General features: G+C 58.7%; 12 protein-coding genes, 1 tRNA gene and 2 rRNA genes (1 of these 15 only partly in view). 2 read left to right on the top strand and 13 right to left on the bottom strand.

Annotated features, from left to right (window positions below):
- Nucleotides 1-77: 77 nt before the first annotated feature.
- Nucleotides 78-704: a uracil phosphoribosyltransferase gene (gene upp / locus BR24_RS08990; RefSeq protein ID WP_496541159.1), complete on the bottom strand. Its 627-nt coding sequence runs from the start codon at nt 702-704 to the stop codon at nt 78-80.
- A 172-nt stretch (nt 705-876) separates the two neighbouring features.
- On the opposite strand from upp, the gene coaE reads away from it, so the two are divergent.
- Nucleotides 877-2,532 (top strand): dephospho-CoA kinase, encoded by a 1,656-nt coding sequence (coaE, locus tag BR24_RS08985; RefSeq protein ID WP_496541158.1) that lies wholly within the window; start codon nt 877-879, stop codon nt 2,530-2,532.
- The gene (locus tag BR24_RS08980) at nt 2,529-3,254 is read left to right on the top strand and encodes a rhomboid family intramembrane serine protease (protein ID WP_496541157.1); all 726 of its coding nucleotides are present in this window, start codon (nt 2,529-2,531) and stop codon (nt 3,252-3,254) included. Before coaE ends, BR24_RS08980 begins: the two co-directional genes overlap by 4 nt.
- Nucleotides 3,255-3,331: 77 nt before the next feature.
- On the opposite strand, the gene lon is transcribed toward BR24_RS08980, so the two are convergent.
- From lon to BR24_RS08920, 12 genes are all read right to left on the bottom strand, one after another.
- Complete coding sequence (gene lon / locus BR24_RS08975; protein ID WP_496541156.1) at nt 3,332-5,791, bottom strand: endopeptidase La; 2,460 nt, start codon at nt 5,789-5,791, stop codon at nt 3,332-3,334.
- Between the two features lie 140 nt (nt 5,792-5,931).
- Nucleotides 5,932-7,179: an ATP-dependent Clp protease ATP-binding subunit ClpX gene (clpX, locus tag BR24_RS08970; RefSeq protein ID WP_496541155.1), complete on the bottom strand. Its 1,248-nt coding sequence runs from the start codon at nt 7,177-7,179 to the stop codon at nt 5,932-5,934.
- 9 nt (nt 7,180-7,188) lie between these two features.
- Nucleotides 7,189-7,851, bottom strand: a complete 663-nt coding sequence (gene clpP / locus BR24_RS08965) for an ATP-dependent Clp endopeptidase proteolytic subunit ClpP (RefSeq protein ID WP_496541485.1) — start codon at nt 7,849-7,851, stop codon at nt 7,189-7,191.
- Between the two features lie 177 nt (nt 7,852-8,028).
- A complete protein-coding gene (gene tig / locus BR24_RS08960; protein ID WP_496541154.1) occupies nt 8,029-9,594 on the bottom strand; it encodes a trigger factor in 1,566 nt (521 codons plus the stop codon).
- Between the two features lie 45 nt (nt 9,595-9,639).
- A tRNA-Leu gene (locus tag BR24_RS08955) sits at nt 9,640-9,724 on the bottom strand.
- Nucleotides 9,725-9,792: 68 nt separating this feature from the next.
- Nucleotides 9,793-11,169 (bottom strand): bifunctional hydroxymethylpyrimidine kinase/phosphomethylpyrimidine kinase, encoded by a 1,377-nt coding sequence (thiD, locus tag BR24_RS08950; RefSeq protein WP_496541153.1) that lies wholly within the window; start codon nt 11,167-11,169, stop codon nt 9,793-9,795.
- 113 nt (nt 11,170-11,282) lie between these two features.
- On the bottom strand, nt 11,283-11,711 hold the full coding sequence (locus BR24_RS08945; RefSeq protein ID WP_496541152.1) for a hypothetical protein: 429 nt from the start codon (nt 11,709-11,711) through the stop codon (nt 11,283-11,285).
- Between the two features lie 114 nt (nt 11,712-11,825).
- Nucleotides 11,826-12,713, bottom strand: coding sequence for a MerR family transcriptional regulator (locus tag BR24_RS08940; RefSeq protein ID WP_496541151.1), 888 nt, complete (start codon nt 12,711-12,713; stop codon nt 11,826-11,828).
- 293 nt (nt 12,714-13,006) lie between these two features.
- Nucleotides 13,007-14,149, bottom strand: a complete 1,143-nt coding sequence (locus BR24_RS08935; protein WP_496541150.1) for a sensor histidine kinase — start codon at nt 14,147-14,149, stop codon at nt 13,007-13,009.
- Between the two features lie 87 nt (nt 14,150-14,236).
- Nucleotides 14,237-15,157 (bottom strand): SAM-dependent methyltransferase, encoded by a 921-nt coding sequence (locus BR24_RS08930; RefSeq protein WP_496541149.1) that lies wholly within the window; start codon nt 15,155-15,157, stop codon nt 14,237-14,239.
- A gap of 140 nt (nt 15,158-15,297) precedes the next feature.
- Nucleotides 15,298-15,412: ribosomal RNA gene (gene rrf / locus BR24_RS08925) — 5S ribosomal RNA — on the bottom strand.
- Between the two features lie 42 nt (nt 15,413-15,454).
- Nucleotides 15,455-15,680: ribosomal RNA gene (locus BR24_RS08920) — 23S ribosomal RNA — on the bottom strand (it continues 2,713 nt past the right edge of the window).

The raw sequence follows: 15,680 nt of genomic DNA, 5'->3' as shown, positions 1-15,680 counted from the left end.
ATTTCCTCCTCAGAATGGAAAAACGGTTAAACACTCCCCCAAAAAAAAGGGCCCGCGGTTGCGAACCCTTGAATTGGCTATTTTGTGCCGAATATCTTGTCCCCGGCATCGCCGAGTCCGGGAAGGATGTAACCGACGTCGTTGAGCCGGTCATCGATCGCCGCCGTGTAAATGTCCACGTCCGGGTGTTTCTCCTCGATGCGCTTGATGCCCTCGGGCGCGCAGACAAGGAACAGTCCGCGGATGCGGGTGCATCCCTTGTCCTTGAGGGTCTGAATGGTGGCCTCGAGCGTGCCGCCGGTGGCGAGCATCGGATCAAGGATCAGCGCGATGCGCTCTTCCATCTTGTTGGCGAGCTTGACGTAGTACTCCACCGGCTGCAGGGTCTCCTCGTTCCGGTAGAAACCGACGACGGAAACCTTGGCTCCGGGGACCATGTCCAGAACGCCGTCCATCATGCCCAGCCCTGCGCGCAGGATGGGAACGACGGTGACCTTCTTGCCCTTGATGGAATCAACCTCGACGTCTCCGGCCCAGCCCTGAACGGTGATCTTCTCCGTCTCAAGGTCCTTGGTGGCTTCGTAGGTCAGCAGACGGGAAATCTCGGTGGCCAGCGCGCGGAAGCGGCTGGTGCTGATATCATCCTTGCGAAGCAGGCCGATCTTGTGCTTGATGAGCGGATGCTCGACGACATGTACCGCCAAGGTCCTCCTCCTTGAGGCTTTGGGTTGATAAAAAAGAAGGGCTCGTCATCGACCAAATTGTCTTGTTGTAAGCGGAAGAAAACGGCCGGGTCAAGGGGTTAGTGATTCCCCCCGGACATGTCAAGAACAAAGTCCGTTTACTTCACGGACGCAAACGTATATATCCGGAATAATGGAAAAGAACGAAAACAGTCACCAACGACGCGCCACTGCTGCCGACAAAGGCACCCGGCTGGACCGGTTCTGGGCCCGGGAACTTGCAGATCAGGGCGTTTCCCGCGGTCGTGTTCGCGACTGGATCGAATCGGGATGTGCAACGGTGGATGGGCGCAGCGCCACCAAGGGCAAACTCAAGCTCGAAGGAAACGAGCACCTCGCCCTCACTCCGCCGGAAGCCTCCGAGAACGCCGAGCGCGCCGAACCGCAGGAGGGACCGCTCCAGATAATTCATGAAGACGCCCACCTTGTGGTGGTGGACAAGCCCGCCGGGCTGACCGTGCACCCCGCCCCCGGAGAACCGGACGGCACGCTGGTCAACCGACTGCTCGCCCGTTTTCCGGACATGGCCCCGGCCACCTCGGGCATGGACGGCCTGCGTCCGGGCATCGTGCACCGGCTGGACAAAGACACCTCGGGCGTCATGGCGGTGGCCCGCAATGAAGCCGCACGCCTGAAGCTGGCCGAGGACTTTGCCGAACGCCGCACCGCGAAGCATTATCTGGCGATAGTGCACGGAGTCCCGTCCCCTGCTTCCGGCGAAATCGACGCGCCCATGGGCCGCCACCCGTCGCAAAAGACGAAGATGGCCGTGGTGGACAAGGGCGGCCGCGACGCCAGAAGCGACTATGAGATTCTGGAAACAGGCCCGGACGGGGCTGCTTCGCTGGTGTTGGTGCGCATCCACACCGGACGCACGCATCAGATTCGCGTTCACATGGCCCACATCGGGCATCCGCTGGTGGGGGACCGCACTTACGGCTCCCGCCATCAGGCCGACTGGGACGCGCGGGGCCTCCCCGAAGCAGGACGCCAGATGCTCCACGCCTTCCACCTCTGCCTCGACCACCCCGGCACCGGCGAGCGAATGCGCTTTTCCATTCCGCCGCACGAGGATTGCATCACCCTGCTCACCGCTTTGAACGACCGCGCCACCAAGGTGGGCATCACCGGGATGCCCGGCAGCGGCAAGTCGTATTTCTCACGTCTGCTGCGCGAGGCCGGACATCCGGTATTCTCCGCCGACGAGAGCGTGGCGAAGCTGTATGAATCCGGCGGCGACGGCGCGGAAATGATCCGCGGTCGCTTCGGGGGACGCTACACCGCTCCGGATGGTTCCGTGGACAAGCAGAGGCTGTTTCACGCCATGCTCGAGTCCGATGCCCTGCGCCGGGAAATAATGGAAATGGTACACCCCATGGTCCGCCACGACTGCCGCGAGTTTTTCCGAAAGCACTCGGAAGCGCCCTTTGTCTTTGCGGAAATACCGCTTCTGCTGGAATCCGGCTGGCACCGCAACGGCCTTGTGGACCTGAGCGTGTGCGTTCATTGCGATGAAGCCATCCGCACGGGACGATTTCGCAAGGAGCGAGGGCTTTCACCCGAGATGCTCGCCACCTTCGATTCGTGGCAGTGGCCGGAAAAGGAAAAGCTCGAGGCCTGCGACATGGTAGTGGACAACCCCGGGACCCCGGACGGTATGCGACGGAGCGTGGAATCGTTTCTGAACGACCTGACCCGACGCCGCCAGACCGCGCGCGATGCCGTTGTCGAACGACTGGCTTCCCTTTGGCCCGAGCTGGCCCGCCGGTTTGACGAGGAGGACCGATGATCCCCATCAGGGACAACGTGCCGAGGGTGCATCCGCCAATCAGCGTACTGCTGATCATCGCGCTGAACGCCATCGCCTTTCTTTACACGCGCAGCCTGCAGGGAAGCGATTTTTTCAACTTCATGCACCTCTTCGGGGTGGTCCCGGCGCGCTTTCTTTCTCCGGAGTGGGCCACGTGGGCGGGCTATCCGGACAGCACGCTGCCCATGCTTTCGTACATGTTCCTGCACAGTGGCTGGCTGCACGTCATCATGAATATGTGGATGCTCTGGATTTTCGGGGACAACATCGAGGACGTGACCGGACATGTAGGCCTGCTGGCCTTCTACGTCGTCTGCGGACTCACCGCCGTTTCGGTCCAGATTCTCACGGAACCGGGCTCCACCACGCCCATCATCGGCGCATCGGGCGCGGTGGCGGGAGTCATGGGAGCCTACATGGTCCTCTATCCTCATGGTCAGGTATTGACGCTTATTCCGGTCTTCATCATCCCCCTCTTCTTCCGCTTTCCGGCCATTCTCTTTCTGGCCGCGTGGCTGTTGGTGCAGCTCGTCTCCGGTGTTGTGGAGGCGACAGGCAAGACCCAGAGCGTTGCGTGGTGGGCGCACATCGGCGGATTCTTCGCCGGGATGGTGCTCATCCGATTCTTCCAGCGCAAAAACCGCTGCTATTACTGCTATAATCCGGAGACCAAGGATTACGAGGAACTGCCCGAAGACTGAGCATTCAGCGAAGGCACATTCCAAATAAAAAGGCCCGGAACCGAAGTTCCGGGCCTTTTGACTTTCATTAGGTCGGTCTAGTGAGCGGGCTCGCGGGATTCATCCTTCATGAGCCTGCTGGTCAGCGGCACGACTTCGTCGGCCTTGCGAAACAGCGGAGCTTCATCAGGGCAGATCAGCGCCTGCTCCAGCACCTGATCCATATTCTTGACCGGGATGATCTCCAGCTCCTTGAGGATGGCGGCCGGGACTTCCTTGAGGTCCTTTTCGTTGTCCTCGGGGATGAGCACGGTCTTGACCAGTCCGCGGTGGGCGGCGAGGAGCTTCTCGCGCAGGCCGCCGATGGGCAGCACCCGTCCGCGCAGGGTGATCTCGCCGGTCATGGCCAGATCATGACGCACGGGGACGTTGATCAGCGCGGAGATGATGGCGGTCGCCAGCGTGATGCCCGCGCTCGGGCCGTCCTTGGGAGTTGCCCCGTCAGGGACGTGAACGTGCATGTCCACTTCCTTGTAGAAGTCGGACTTGAGTCCGAACAGGTCGGAACGCGAGCGCAGGTAGGAAACCGCGGCTCTGGCGGACTCCTGCATCACGTCACCGAGCTTGCCGGTGATCTCCACCTTGCCCTTACCCGGCATGAGCGCCACCTCCACCATGAGCAGCTCGCCGCCCATCTGGGTGTAGGCCAGACCGGTGCTGAGGCCGACTCTCGCTTCGTCCTCGCGCTCGCCGTAGCGGTGCTTGGGCACGCCAAGGAATTTGGAGATGTTCTGCACCGTGACGTTCACGGCCTTCTCGCGATCTCCGGCCTCCACGATCTGCATGGCGGCCTTGCGGCAGATATTGGCGAGCTCCCTTTCGAGATTTCGCACACCGGCCTCACGGGTGTAACGCCGCACCACTTCAAGGGTGGCGTTGTCCGAGAGGTTGAGGTTTTTCTCGTCGAGGCCGTGCATGTCGAGCTGCTTGGGCAGCAGGAACTTGCCGGCGATCTCCACCTTCTCGTTTTCGAGGTAGCCGGGCAGCCGGATGATTTCCATGCGGTCCTGCAGCGGCAGAGGAATGGAGTCCAGCGTGTTGGCCGTGGTGATGAAGAATATCTTGGACAGGTCGTAATCCAGATCCAGATAGTGGTCGGCGAACGCGTAGTTCTGCTCCGGGTCCAACACTTCGAGCAGCGCGGAAGACGGGTCGCCGCGGAAGTCGGCGCTCATCTTGTCCACTTCGTCCAGACACATGACCGGGTTGTTGTAATCGCAGCGCTTGAGCGACTGGATGATCTTGCCCGGCATGGCGCCGACGTAGGTGCGACGGTGGCCGCGGATTTCCGCTTCGTCGCGCACGCCGCCGAGGCTCAGGCGGACGAATTCGCGGTCCATGGCTCTGGCGATGGATTTGGCGATGGAGGTCTTACCCACTCCCGGAGGGCCCACGAGGCAGAGAATCGGGCCGCGCAGCTTGTCCACGAGGTTCTGGACGGCCATGTATTCGAGGATGCGCTCCTTGGGCTTTTCCAGCCCGTAGTGGTCCTCATCAAGGATGGTGCGTGCCTTGTCGATGCTGGTGTCCGTCTCCTTCTGGGCGCCCCAGGGCAGGTCCAGAATCCAGTCGATGTAGTTGCGCACGACCGTATACTCCGCACTGCTGGGCGGAGTCTGGCGCATCTTCTTGAGTTCCTTGCGGACGCGCTCCTTGTTCTCTTCGGGCATCTCCTTGGCTTCGAGCTGTTTTTCCAGCTCGGCGGCCTCGGAGGCGGGATCGTCTTCGCGGCCCATCTCCTTGTTGATGGCCTTGATCTGCTCGTTGAGATAGTACTCGCGCTGGTTCTTCTCCATCTGGTCCTTGACGCGACCCTTGACGCGCTTCTCGATGCTGGCGATCTCGACTTCGCCGAGCAGCATCTCGTAAACGGTTTCCAGTCGCTTGAGCGGATCGAACTCCTCAAGCACTTCCTGCTTGCGGGCGAAGTCCAGCTTCAGATGGGGCATGACGGAGTCCGCGAGCTGTCCCGGCTCGCGCAGGGAGGTCATGGCGGACACGGCCTCGGGAGCGAGCTTCTTGTTGACCTTGGCGTACTCGTCCAGCGTTTCCTGAACGGAGCGCACGAGCGCGGTGGCCTCGGGGTCTTCCACCGTCATCTCTTCGACGCGGTCCACCGTGGTCCATGGGTACTCGTCTTCTCCGAGATCGTGGCTGAAGTTGCCGGTCTCGCGATTCCAGCGCGCACGGTAGAGTCCCTCGAACAGCACCTTGATGGTGCCGTCGGGCAGCCTGAGCATCTGCAGGATCTTGCTGACCGTGCCGATCTCGTAGAGATCGTCCTGCTCGGGGCGCTCCTTCTCGGGGTTTTTCTGGGTGACGAGGAAAATCTTCTTTTCATAGTCGGCGATGGCCGTCTCGATGGCCTTTATGGAAGCCTCGCGTCCCACGAACAGGGGCGCGATGGATCTCGGAAACATCACCACTTCCCTAAGGGACATCATGGGAAGACGGGTATCTTCAGGGGATTTCCTGCCGTCAAAGGAAAAAGTCGGCATGTGCTCCTCCAGTTGACAATGTTACGCTTCGCGGTCGCGAAACGCGGGGATGCTCTCAACCTAATACCGCTGAGGGGAATGTCAAACCCACTGGATGGAAAAAGGGCCCGCTCCACCGTTCGGAACGGGCCGGTGAAGGCTTATGCGCTCTTCTTTTCCTGTCTGTAGAAAAGAAGCGGCTCTATGCCCTTTTCCACCACGGCCTTGTTGACCACGCATTCTTTGACGCCGGTCAGGCCGGGGAGTTTGTACATGATGTCGAGCATCACGGATTCCAGCACGTTACGGAGTCCGCGCGCGCCGGTTTTGCGCTCGACAGCCTTCTTGGCGATGGCCTTGAGCGCGTTGGGGGTAAAGGTGAGCGTGACGCCGTCGAGGTCGAACAGAGTGTGATACTGCTTGACCAGGGCGTTCTTGGGCTCGGTGAGAATCTTGACGAGATCGTCTTCGGAGAGTTCCTGAAGCGCGGTCATGACCGGGATACGGCCAATGAATTCCGGAATCAGGCCGAACTTGATCAGGTCGTTGGGCTCGGCTTCGGAGAACACTTCCCCGATGGGACGCTCCCGCTTGGCCTCCACCTTGGCGCCGAAGCCCATGCCGGAACCCTGCATGCGCTGCTGGACGATGGCCTCAAGGCCGATGAAGGCTCCGCCGAGGATGAACAGCACATTGGACGTATCCATGCGAATGTATTCCTGCTGCGGATGCTTGCGGCCGCCCTTGGGCGGGATGTTTGCCTCAGTGCCCTCGATGATCTTGAGAAGCGCCTGCTGCACGCCCTCGCCCGACACGTCGCGGGTGATGGACGGGCTGTCGCCCTTGCGCGCCACCTTGTCGATCTCGTCGATATAGATGATGCCGCGGCTGGCAGCGTCGATGTCGTAGTCGGCGTTCTGCAGCAGCTGCACGAGAATGTTCTCCACGTCCTCGCCCACGTAACCGGCTTCGGTCAGCGTGGTGGCGTCGGCAATGGCGAACGGCACGCGCAGGATACGGGCCAGCGTCTGGGCGAGCAGCGTCTTGCCGGACCCGGTGGGGCCGATCAGCAGGATGTTGCTCTTGTCCAGCTCGATGTCCTCGTTGCCCCGGCCCTGCGAGTAGTGCACGCGCTTGTAGTGGTTGTGCACCGCCACGGACAGGATTTTCTTGGGATGCTCCTGGCCGATGACATACTCGTCGAGCAGTTCCTTGATTTCCTGCGGGGGAAGCAGTCTCCCCTGCTCGAACTCCTCGTGCACGGTTTCCTGCGCCATGATGTCGTTGCACAGCTGCACGCACTCGTCGCAGATATATACGTCGGGCCCCGCGATGAGACGCTGCACTTCGCTCTGGCGCTTGCCGCAGAACGAACACGTGAGTTCGGTTTCATTCATGGTATCGGACATATTGATTCGCTATCCTTCCTCGGACTCCACGATGTCTTCGCGGGAGGACATGACCTTGTCGATGACGCCGTATTCGGCGGCTTCGCCCGCGGACATGAAGAAGTCCCGTTCGGTGTCCTTTTCTATAGTCTCTACATTCTGTCCCGTGTGCCGGACCAGTATATTGTTGAGGCCCTCGCGCAGACGCAGAATCTCGCGGGCGTGAATGTTGATGTCGGTGGCCTGTCCCTGTGCTCCCCCCAGCGGCTGATGCATCATGATGCGGCTGTGCGGCAGGGCGTAACGCTTGCCTTCGGCTCCCGCGGCCAGAAGGACCGCGCCCATGCTGGCCGCCTGTCCCATGCAGAGCGTGGCCACGGGGGCCGAGATGAACTGCATGGTATCATAGATGGCCAGTCCCGCGGTGACCATACCGCCGGGAGAATTGATATACATGTAGATATCCTTTTCCGGGTCCTCGGACTCCAGGAAAAGCAGCTGGGCGCAGATCAGGCTGGCCACGTGGTCGTCGATGGTGCTGCTCAGAAGAACAATGCGATCCTTGAGCAGGCGGGAATAAATGTCATAGGCCCGTTCGGTGCGGCCCGTGGTTTCGATGACCATCGGTATGGCGGTCATTCCACTCTCCTTATTGTCCCGGTTGTCCGGCCCGCCGGGCCGGTGTACGTGCAGAGGCCTCCGTCGACCTTCGCTTTCCGTTCATTATGGAGCATTTCCTCCCGCAAAACAAGAGCCGGGAGGAGAGGCTTGATTTCACAAACTATTCACGATCCGCAGCAAGTCAACAGCGGATAAAGAAAAAGCGGCGATCCGATACACGGACCGCCGCTTGAATGGTCTGGGAGAAGACTACTCTTCGCCTTCCTTCTTCTCGTCAGCCTTCTTGGTGGCGGCCTTCTTGGTGGCCGTCTTCTTGGCTGCGGGCTTCTTGGCAGGCGCCTTCTTCGCTTCGCCTTCCTCGCCTTCTTCAGACTTCTTGGCGGCAGTCTTCTTGGCCGCGGGCTTCTTGGCCGGGGCCTTCTTCTTTTCGCCTTCCTCGCCCTCTTCGGACTTCTTGGCGGCGGGCTTCTTGGCTGCGGTCTTCTTCGCCGGTGCCTTTTTGGCGGGCTTTTCTTCCTCGCCTTCGGCCTTGGGCTCGACTTCGGTGACCTCGGCGTTGTCGTAGATCACTTCCATGGCCTTGTCGCAAAGGATGCGGTCCTTGAGCGGATGAATGAGGTTGTTGTCCTCATAGTACTTCTTGAGCTCGTGCAGCGGCATCTGGTTCTGCATGGCAAGCTGGCCGAGAGTGGATTCCACTTCCTCGCGGGTGGCCTCGAGGCCTTCCTCGGCTGCCACGGCCAGCAGCAGGATCTCGCTGCGAACGGTCTTCTCGGCCTCGGGGCGCAGGTCCGCGCGGATCTGCTCCATGGTCTTGCCGAGGGAAGACAGGCTGCGTCCCTGACGGTCCAGCTTGTACTCGGTGTCCTTGACCAGACGGTCGATGCGGTCTTCAACCATGGAAGGCGGCAGCGGGAAGTCCACCTTTTCCATGATCTGAGCCAACAGATCCTGCTGAGCGTTGGAGCGGGAAAGCTGCTTGCGGCTGTCGAGGTAGGACTTCTCGATGACTTCGCGCATCTTTTCCACGGACTCGAAACCGGCCTTCTTGGCAACCTCGTCGCTCATTTCCGGCTGGACGCGCTCCTTGAGGGCGTGCAGCTTGACTTTCATGGTGACGGTCTGGCCGGCAAGTTCTTCGTTGATGAAATCTTCGGGGAAGGTAACATCCTTCTCGCCGTCTTCGCCCACGGTCAGGGTCTTGACCAGCTCCTCGAATTCGGGGAGGGCCTGAGCTTCGCCCAACGGAAGGTCGAAGTTCTCGGCCTTGATGCCGTCGACGGGCTTGCCGTCGCGGTAGGCGCCAAAACTCACGCTGGCGATCTCGCCGTCCTTGGGATTGCGGACATCCTCGAGGACCTTGACTTCGGCGGCGTTGTCGAGGATTCGCTTCTCGACCTGTTCCAGTTCCTCGGCCTTGACCTCGGCCTTTTCCTCTTCGACCGCGAGGCCCTTGTACTCGGGCAGTTCGACCTTGGGAGCGACTTCGAAAGTCAGGGTGTATTCGTAATCCTGATCGCGCTTGATCAGCTCGTGGTCAACGTCGATGCGGGAGAGCGGCTGCAGGCCGAGCTCGCCCATGATCTGGTTGATATGGTAGTTGATCAGGTCGGTGGTGGCTTCGCCGTAGATCTGCTTGCCGAAGCGGCCTTCGATCACGGTGGCCGGAGCCTTGCCCTTACGGAAGCCCGGGATGTCGGTGCGCATCTTGTAGAGGGCGGTGGCAGCGGAGATGGCCGCGTTAGCCTCTTCGGCGGGAACGGTGACGCTGACCTTCCGTTCCACCGGGGAAATTTCTTCTACCTTGTACTCCATCGTATCCTCCTGGAAGCGCAATAATGCGCAATAATTTGCAAAAGCTGGTGCGGGCGGAGGGACTCGAACCCCCAAGCCGCGAGGCACCAGAACCTAAATCTGGCGCGTTTACCAATTCCGCCACGCCCGCAAAAGACGTGCTTATTAAGCAAGCATTTGAAGTGCTGTCAACCTTTCCGGACCGCAACCGCCCCTCTATCAAAGGCTCTCGGCACTTTTCAAACAGTCAATGACCCCGCAAACACGACTCAAAAACGTCGAGGAATCCGGGGCGAACAGCCAAACCATCGGCGGGTGTCCCGCACCGCTCTCGCAGGCCACGGCACCCACTCCACCACCTTCGGCTACGCCCTCTTCCGGCCATGCCGCCTCGACCACGCGGGCCTCAAGATCGCCGGGACGGCCGTCGAACCATGCAGCGTCCGCGCGAGCGCAGAGGCAGCGAACGCCCGCTTTCTGCAAGGCAGCGAGAACATCCGGGCCGCCGCGCAGATTCATGGCCCAGTGCAGGGTTCCATCCCGTCGCCTGGCTTCGCAAAGCGCGGACGAGACACGAACAGACGCACCGAAGGAAGGGTATCCGGCAACCATCACCGCTCCCTGCCTCGAGGCGACCACACCGCCGGTGAATCCGGCCACGTCCTGAGCGCAGTCAGCATGGGGCACCGCGCAGGTCACGTTCATGCGACATTCCGGGATGAGATCCCCGAACCCGGACATGGTTGTCACGCGCCTGCCGATTCCATCGAGCTCCGAGAGAAGCTCGGGGCGCGCAAGTTCGCGAAGCCACGGAGCAAGATGATTGGGCGGGCCGCTTCCTGCTCCGAGGGAGAAGGAGGCCCGAAGCGCCAGGTTGAGATACTGCTGAGCGTTGCGAACGGCAGTACACAGGTCGAGCCCGAAACCGAGCCCGGTGGCGATCGCCGCTGAAAGGGTGCACCCGGTGCCATGGTTGTTCGCGGTATCCACGCGACGCATGATCAGCGGCATCGGTTTCACTCCGGGCTGGGCGAGCCAGTCGGTGGCGGTGACGGAGTCCATGTGGCCGCCTTTGATGAGCACAGCCCTGGGTCCCATGGTCAGCAGCTTTTCGGCTGCCGCAACCATATCGTCGGAAGTATGAATCGCTATTCCCGTGAACAGTTCCGCCTCAGGAATGTTCGGGGTGAGCAGATCCGCATGCGGAAAAACATGCTCCACCATGGCCTCCACCGCGTCATCCTCAAGCAGCTTCCCCCCGCTCTGCGCCACGCAGACAGGGTCGACGACAAGCGGGTAATCCTTGGCAGCGAAGTGCGGTCCAAGGGCTTTGATGATGGGCGCGGAAAAGAGCATCCCGGTTTTGGCGGCCTTAACCGGAATATCCGAGGTCACCGCCGTGAGCTGCTGGGCCACGAACGCGGGGTCCGGGGCATGAATGCCGGTCACGGCAGTGGTATTCTGGGCGGTCAGCGCGGTGATGACGCTGGCGCCGTACCCTCCGAGCATGGAGATGGTTTTCAGGTCAGCCTGAATCCCTGCGCCGCCGCCGGAGTCTGAGCCGGCAATGGTGAGAATGCAGGGGATAGGTTGCATGGTTTGCTCCTTTGCAGGAATATACGAGAACGGAGGATGCTGGGGCACCCTCCGCATTCACTTCATCGGACTCAGGGATCAATACTGGAAATATTCAGAACTGGCAAGGACGTCTAGCCGCAGGAAAGCTTGACGTAGTCGTCGATTGCGACCCCGTTCCAAGTCTTGCTGACCCAGAACGCGCAGGCCCAGATCATGAGGGATGTGGCCTGAAGGTCTGTGAGGCGACGGAGCTTGACTTCAAGATTGCTCTTGCTCGTACCGTGTTGAATGTGAACGTTCTTCTCATCGCACGCCTCCTGAACACGAAGCATGAGATAGGCCTGCTTGGACTGGTTGGGAAGAAGCTTTACATCCTTGTGCGCTTCGAGAATGGTCTTGAGCTCTGCCACGGAAAACTCGCACGACACATTGCGGATGGACTTGAAAAAAACGTCGACCGCCCACGGGAGAATGAATTCTGCCCCGGCGCTTTTCGTTTTGAAAAACTCCTTGAGCCATTTCTCCTGATCATGGGTAATCCTGGCTGCGACCTGGGGCATGAGACTCCCTCCTGCGGCTCCGATAGATGTCCATCAAATCACGACTCCATCTCTATAGTCAAAAACCGTCCACAGATCAAGACATTTTCTAGACTTGATTTCATTAAAAAAAAGCTACCCTCCGAAAACAGACCGCACCTGCCTGAACAGACTCAGAAGCAACGCGTCCGGAGCATCCTCGCCGTTGATGTTCAGACGAATTATCTCCACGACGGTATTGCCGCTCGGAGTGACGGTCTCGCGAGTCACCAGAACAATGTTCTGGTCGGACATTCCGCCATTGGACTCGGTACGAACAAGCAGAACCCATGCCCCGTCCTTCCTGCTCCAGGAGGTCTCGACCTTCATGGACTCGGACATCCGCCGCTCGATCAGCACCACAAAGTCCTTGAGCGAAAAGTGCTTCTTGTCCCGCCCCTGAACGCCGAGAAATTCTCCTTCGGATCGGATCACCAGAGGTCTCCCAAGGTAAATTTCCGGAGGAAAGTCGATCCCGCCTCCCGGACCGGCAGCAACCTTACGCTCCAGCTCGATGTTCTTATCCTTGAGGACCTTGAATCCCTCCTCAAGGACCTCCATGCGCTCCTGATATCCGCGCACAAGGTCACGATGCTCCCGCCGAAGCTCCGCAACTTCATCTCTCAGCGACCGAATCTCACTGCGAAAAAGAGACTGGTCCTGCAAAGCATCGGACATTTTGTCGAGCACCCGGCCGAAATCGGCAGACACACTCTCGCCCTGCTGTTCAACGTTGATCATTGACCCAAATTTCAGCGCCAACTCACGCTCGATCTGTTCAACCGAGTAGTTCTTGCTAAACATTTCCCTGATCCTCCCGAATATTTCCACCACTTCAACCGGATACTTCCGGCGCCGACCACCACCGTCATCCGCCGGAATAAACCTCTCAAACTTATCTTTATAATACACGACCGTCGACGGAGGTATCCCCAGCCGACGCCCTACCTCTCTGAGGCTGATATATTCTTCGACATCGTTCATCGATCAAGCTCACTAGTCATTTGTTGATCATTACTCACAAAGAAATGCAAATGTCAAGAAGCACAAACCCCAAAAAGAGAGCCTTCTAAGAAAATCAGGGGGAACTAGAGTGAGGCACCCCTTGCAGCAACGAACAGCAAAAAAACAACAGCTGTCCAATACAAAAAACGCAGTCACATGCTCATGATTTTCATGCAAAGGTGACCAACTTACGCCACAGGTGGCCTAATGACTTATCGAAGCAGGGGACCAGAAGGATGGGGGGAGAAGGGATCGAAGAGGGATTATGAGGGTTAGGCTGGAAGATCGATCCAGAATTGAGTGCCGTCTTCTTTGGTAGAATGAAAACCGGCCTTGCCGTCGAGGTATCGTTCCGTCAGCAGCAGAATGCTGTAGGTACCAAGACCGCGCCCCTCCCCCTTGGTCGAGAAGGAGCGCTTGAATATCTGGTTCTTCACACTACGAGGCATGTAGCCATCGTTGTATACCGTAAAGCGGACACCTCCGGGCGTTGCCGAGCAGCCCACCGCCACGCTTTCGTGGGCTCTGCTGGCTTCCAAAGCGTTCTTGACCATGTTGCCGAGAACCCGACCGAGGACAACGGGATCAGCATGGAACGGGACGGCTTCGGCATCGTCAAGAATCATTACTTGCTTCTCTTCGGCGGCCCCGTGCTTGCGGTATACTTTGACAACGTTCTCGAGTTGCTTCATGGAGTCCAACCGTTGCGGCTTGACCCTGAGCTCACCGCTCTCTGCGGCAGCGAGATCACGTTGAGCGCATATCTCTTCCAGAAGACGTTCGAAGGACAGGGAGAGCACACGTGCGGAGTCGGTATCGAGGCTGTTCGGGTTCGAGCAAACATGCTGCATGAAACCGCGAAGCCCGCCGGCAAGGTTGAGGATATCGTGGAAAAAGATTCGCTCAAGGCTTCTGCGTCGCTTTTCGCTGGAAACGTCGAGCAGAGTGAAAACAGTGTATTTTCTGCCTGCTGCGTCGGAATAAGGAGCAGCTGTAACACGGAGATCCATCGCTTCCGGACCGTTGCCAAGATCACAAAGCATCCGGCACACAGCGTCGGCCTCAAGACCGCTCAGCCCGTCGACAACCGCCTTGGCGGCGCCGCACTCCCGGCAGAATTCCGTTGTGCCACAAAGACTCTTTCCGTCCTTGAGGTGAATACACTGAAAGATTTCGCCGGGCCGGCGTCCCAGTGCGGAATCCGCGTCAGAGGAGGCCATTTCGAGAACGCTGTTGTTCACGAATACGGCCTGCCTGTGCGAATTGAGGACCATCAGCCCGAATGGGACCAACTGCGCGACTTCAAAGGCTCCGGAGTCACGGATGGATCGAATCTGATCCTGCAGTTCATCGCCTGCGGCCACCTCGGCAGGAAGGTAGGCAGAAATGTATCCATTGAAATCACTGTTCAGCACGTCGCACCCCGAATTCCATTATTCCAAGCTGTCAGCTGTTGGATAGCGGTATTCCCAACGGACCGCAAGCATGGACTGCACAGTGGCCTACCCTTCTTCCGTGAGCATCCAAGTCAACTCATGCTTGTTATGCGTCAAATGAACGATGCGTGAGCCAGGAATTCGCTGAAAATCCTGCAGCGTCTTCCAATCATCCTCACCCTGCAATTTTATGGTACAAATGAAGTTCTTGCATTCACCTTGTTCAAGCCAACGCGTGACAAGTTTGAAAAGGCGTTCCGGATAGCATGCCATATCAGAAAAAAACCAGTCGACATGCCCGCAGTGCCTCGGATCCAGTGCGAACCCGCTTCCGATACAGTGCTCGACATTGGGATGCTTGCTGACATGCGGCTCCAGCGAAGCCTTGTCGATGCTGAAAACATTGGCGCCGGACTCAGCGGCGACCCAGCTCCATCCACCTGGAGAACTGCCAAGGTCAAGACACAATTCCCCGTCTTGAGGGTACTTGCCGAGTCTGGTGAAAGCCTCCCACAGCTTCAAATAAGCTCGATTGGGCGGGTCGACCTTATTCTCCACAAAGCGAAAAACCCCGTTGGGAACAGCGCTACTACACTGCGCAGAGGCCAAAATGGTGTTCTTGTCCCACAAAGTCCACGACCCAAGAGGACTTTGGGGAAGTAGATCGCCGAAATTCAATGGCTTGGCAGAGACATACGGCAACTGCTCCTGAATCAATTTTGCCCGCCGATGGTTTCCCACCGAATACAGTGCCCAATTCCGCTGAATATTCTTTAGCTTCCGTGCGCCGTCCTTGATCGAATCAATACTGATCACCTGCGGGGACAGCCAGGTGTTCACAGCCCATACAGGAGTACGCGTGGACACGCTATCCAGAACAAGGCGATCCCGGCAAACGACATCATGGACTGTCCCGAGTTCACTCAGAAGCATGTCCAGGTAATGGACCGGAGCAAGATATGCTCTTTTCACATCGGATAATTTCATAGCTGCTTTTGACACCTTGGCGCAACCGCCCGAGTCCCGTTTTTTGCCGTGTTATTTGCTAGCTGGAGTTTTGCATTTGTTCAGCGTGTATTCCACGCAAAAAGGCCCGGTCATTTTGACCGGGCCTTTCAGGAAGAATATCCTGGCAGCGACCTACTTTCCCACGACTAAGACCGCAGTATCATCGGCGATGGAGGGCTTGACTTCCGAGTTCGGAATGGGATCGGGTATAACCCCTCCTCCCTGGCCACCAGGAAAATATATAGTTCAATAGGGGGAGAGAGGATATTAAGTAAGTTAGATAAGCCGCACGATCTATTAGTACCGGTCTGCTGAACACATCGCTGCGCTTACACATCCGGCCTATCAACCTCGTAGTCTACAAGGGATCTTCAGGGACCGAAGTCCAGGGAGAACTAATCTTGAGGATGGCTTCCCGCTTAGATGCCTTCAGCGGTTATCCGTGCCGAACATAGCTACCCTGCAGTGCCACTGGCGTGACAACAGGAACACCAGAGGTTCG

This window comes from Pseudodesulfovibrio halophilus DSM 5663 (assembly GCF_059568665.1).
This window is presented reverse-complemented; position numbering and strand designations above follow the sequence as displayed.

Coding starts and splice junctions, on each gene's coding strand:
- coaE (WP_496541158.1), top strand. CDS start 877: ATGGAAAAGAACGAAAACAGTCACCAACGACGCGCCACTGCTGCCGAC.
- BR24_RS08980 (WP_496541157.1), top strand. CDS start 2,529: ATGATCCCCATCAGGGACAACGTGCCGAGGGTGCATCCGCCAATCAGC.
- lon (WP_496541156.1), bottom strand. CDS start 5,791: ATGCCGACTTTTTCCTTTGACGGCAGGAAATCCCCTGAAGATACCCGT.
- clpX (WP_496541155.1), bottom strand. CDS start 7,179: ATGTCCGATACCATGAATGAAACCGAACTCACGTGTTCGTTCTGCGGC.
- tig (WP_496541154.1), bottom strand. CDS start 9,594: ATGGAGTACAAGGTAGAAGAAATTTCCCCGGTGGAACGGAAGGTCAGC.
- thiD (WP_496541153.1), bottom strand. CDS start 11,169: ATGCAACCTATCCCCTGCATTCTCACCATTGCCGGCTCAGACTCCGGC.
- BR24_RS08945 (WP_496541152.1), bottom strand. CDS start 11,711: ATGCCCCAGGTCGCAGCCAGGATTACCCATGATCAGGAGAAATGGCTC.
- BR24_RS08940 (WP_496541151.1), bottom strand. CDS start 12,713: ATGAACGATGTCGAAGAATATATCAGCCTCAGAGAGGTAGGGCGTCGG.
- BR24_RS08930 (WP_496541149.1), bottom strand. CDS start 15,157: ATGAAATTATCCGATGTGAAAAGAGCATATCTTGCTCCGGTCCATTAC.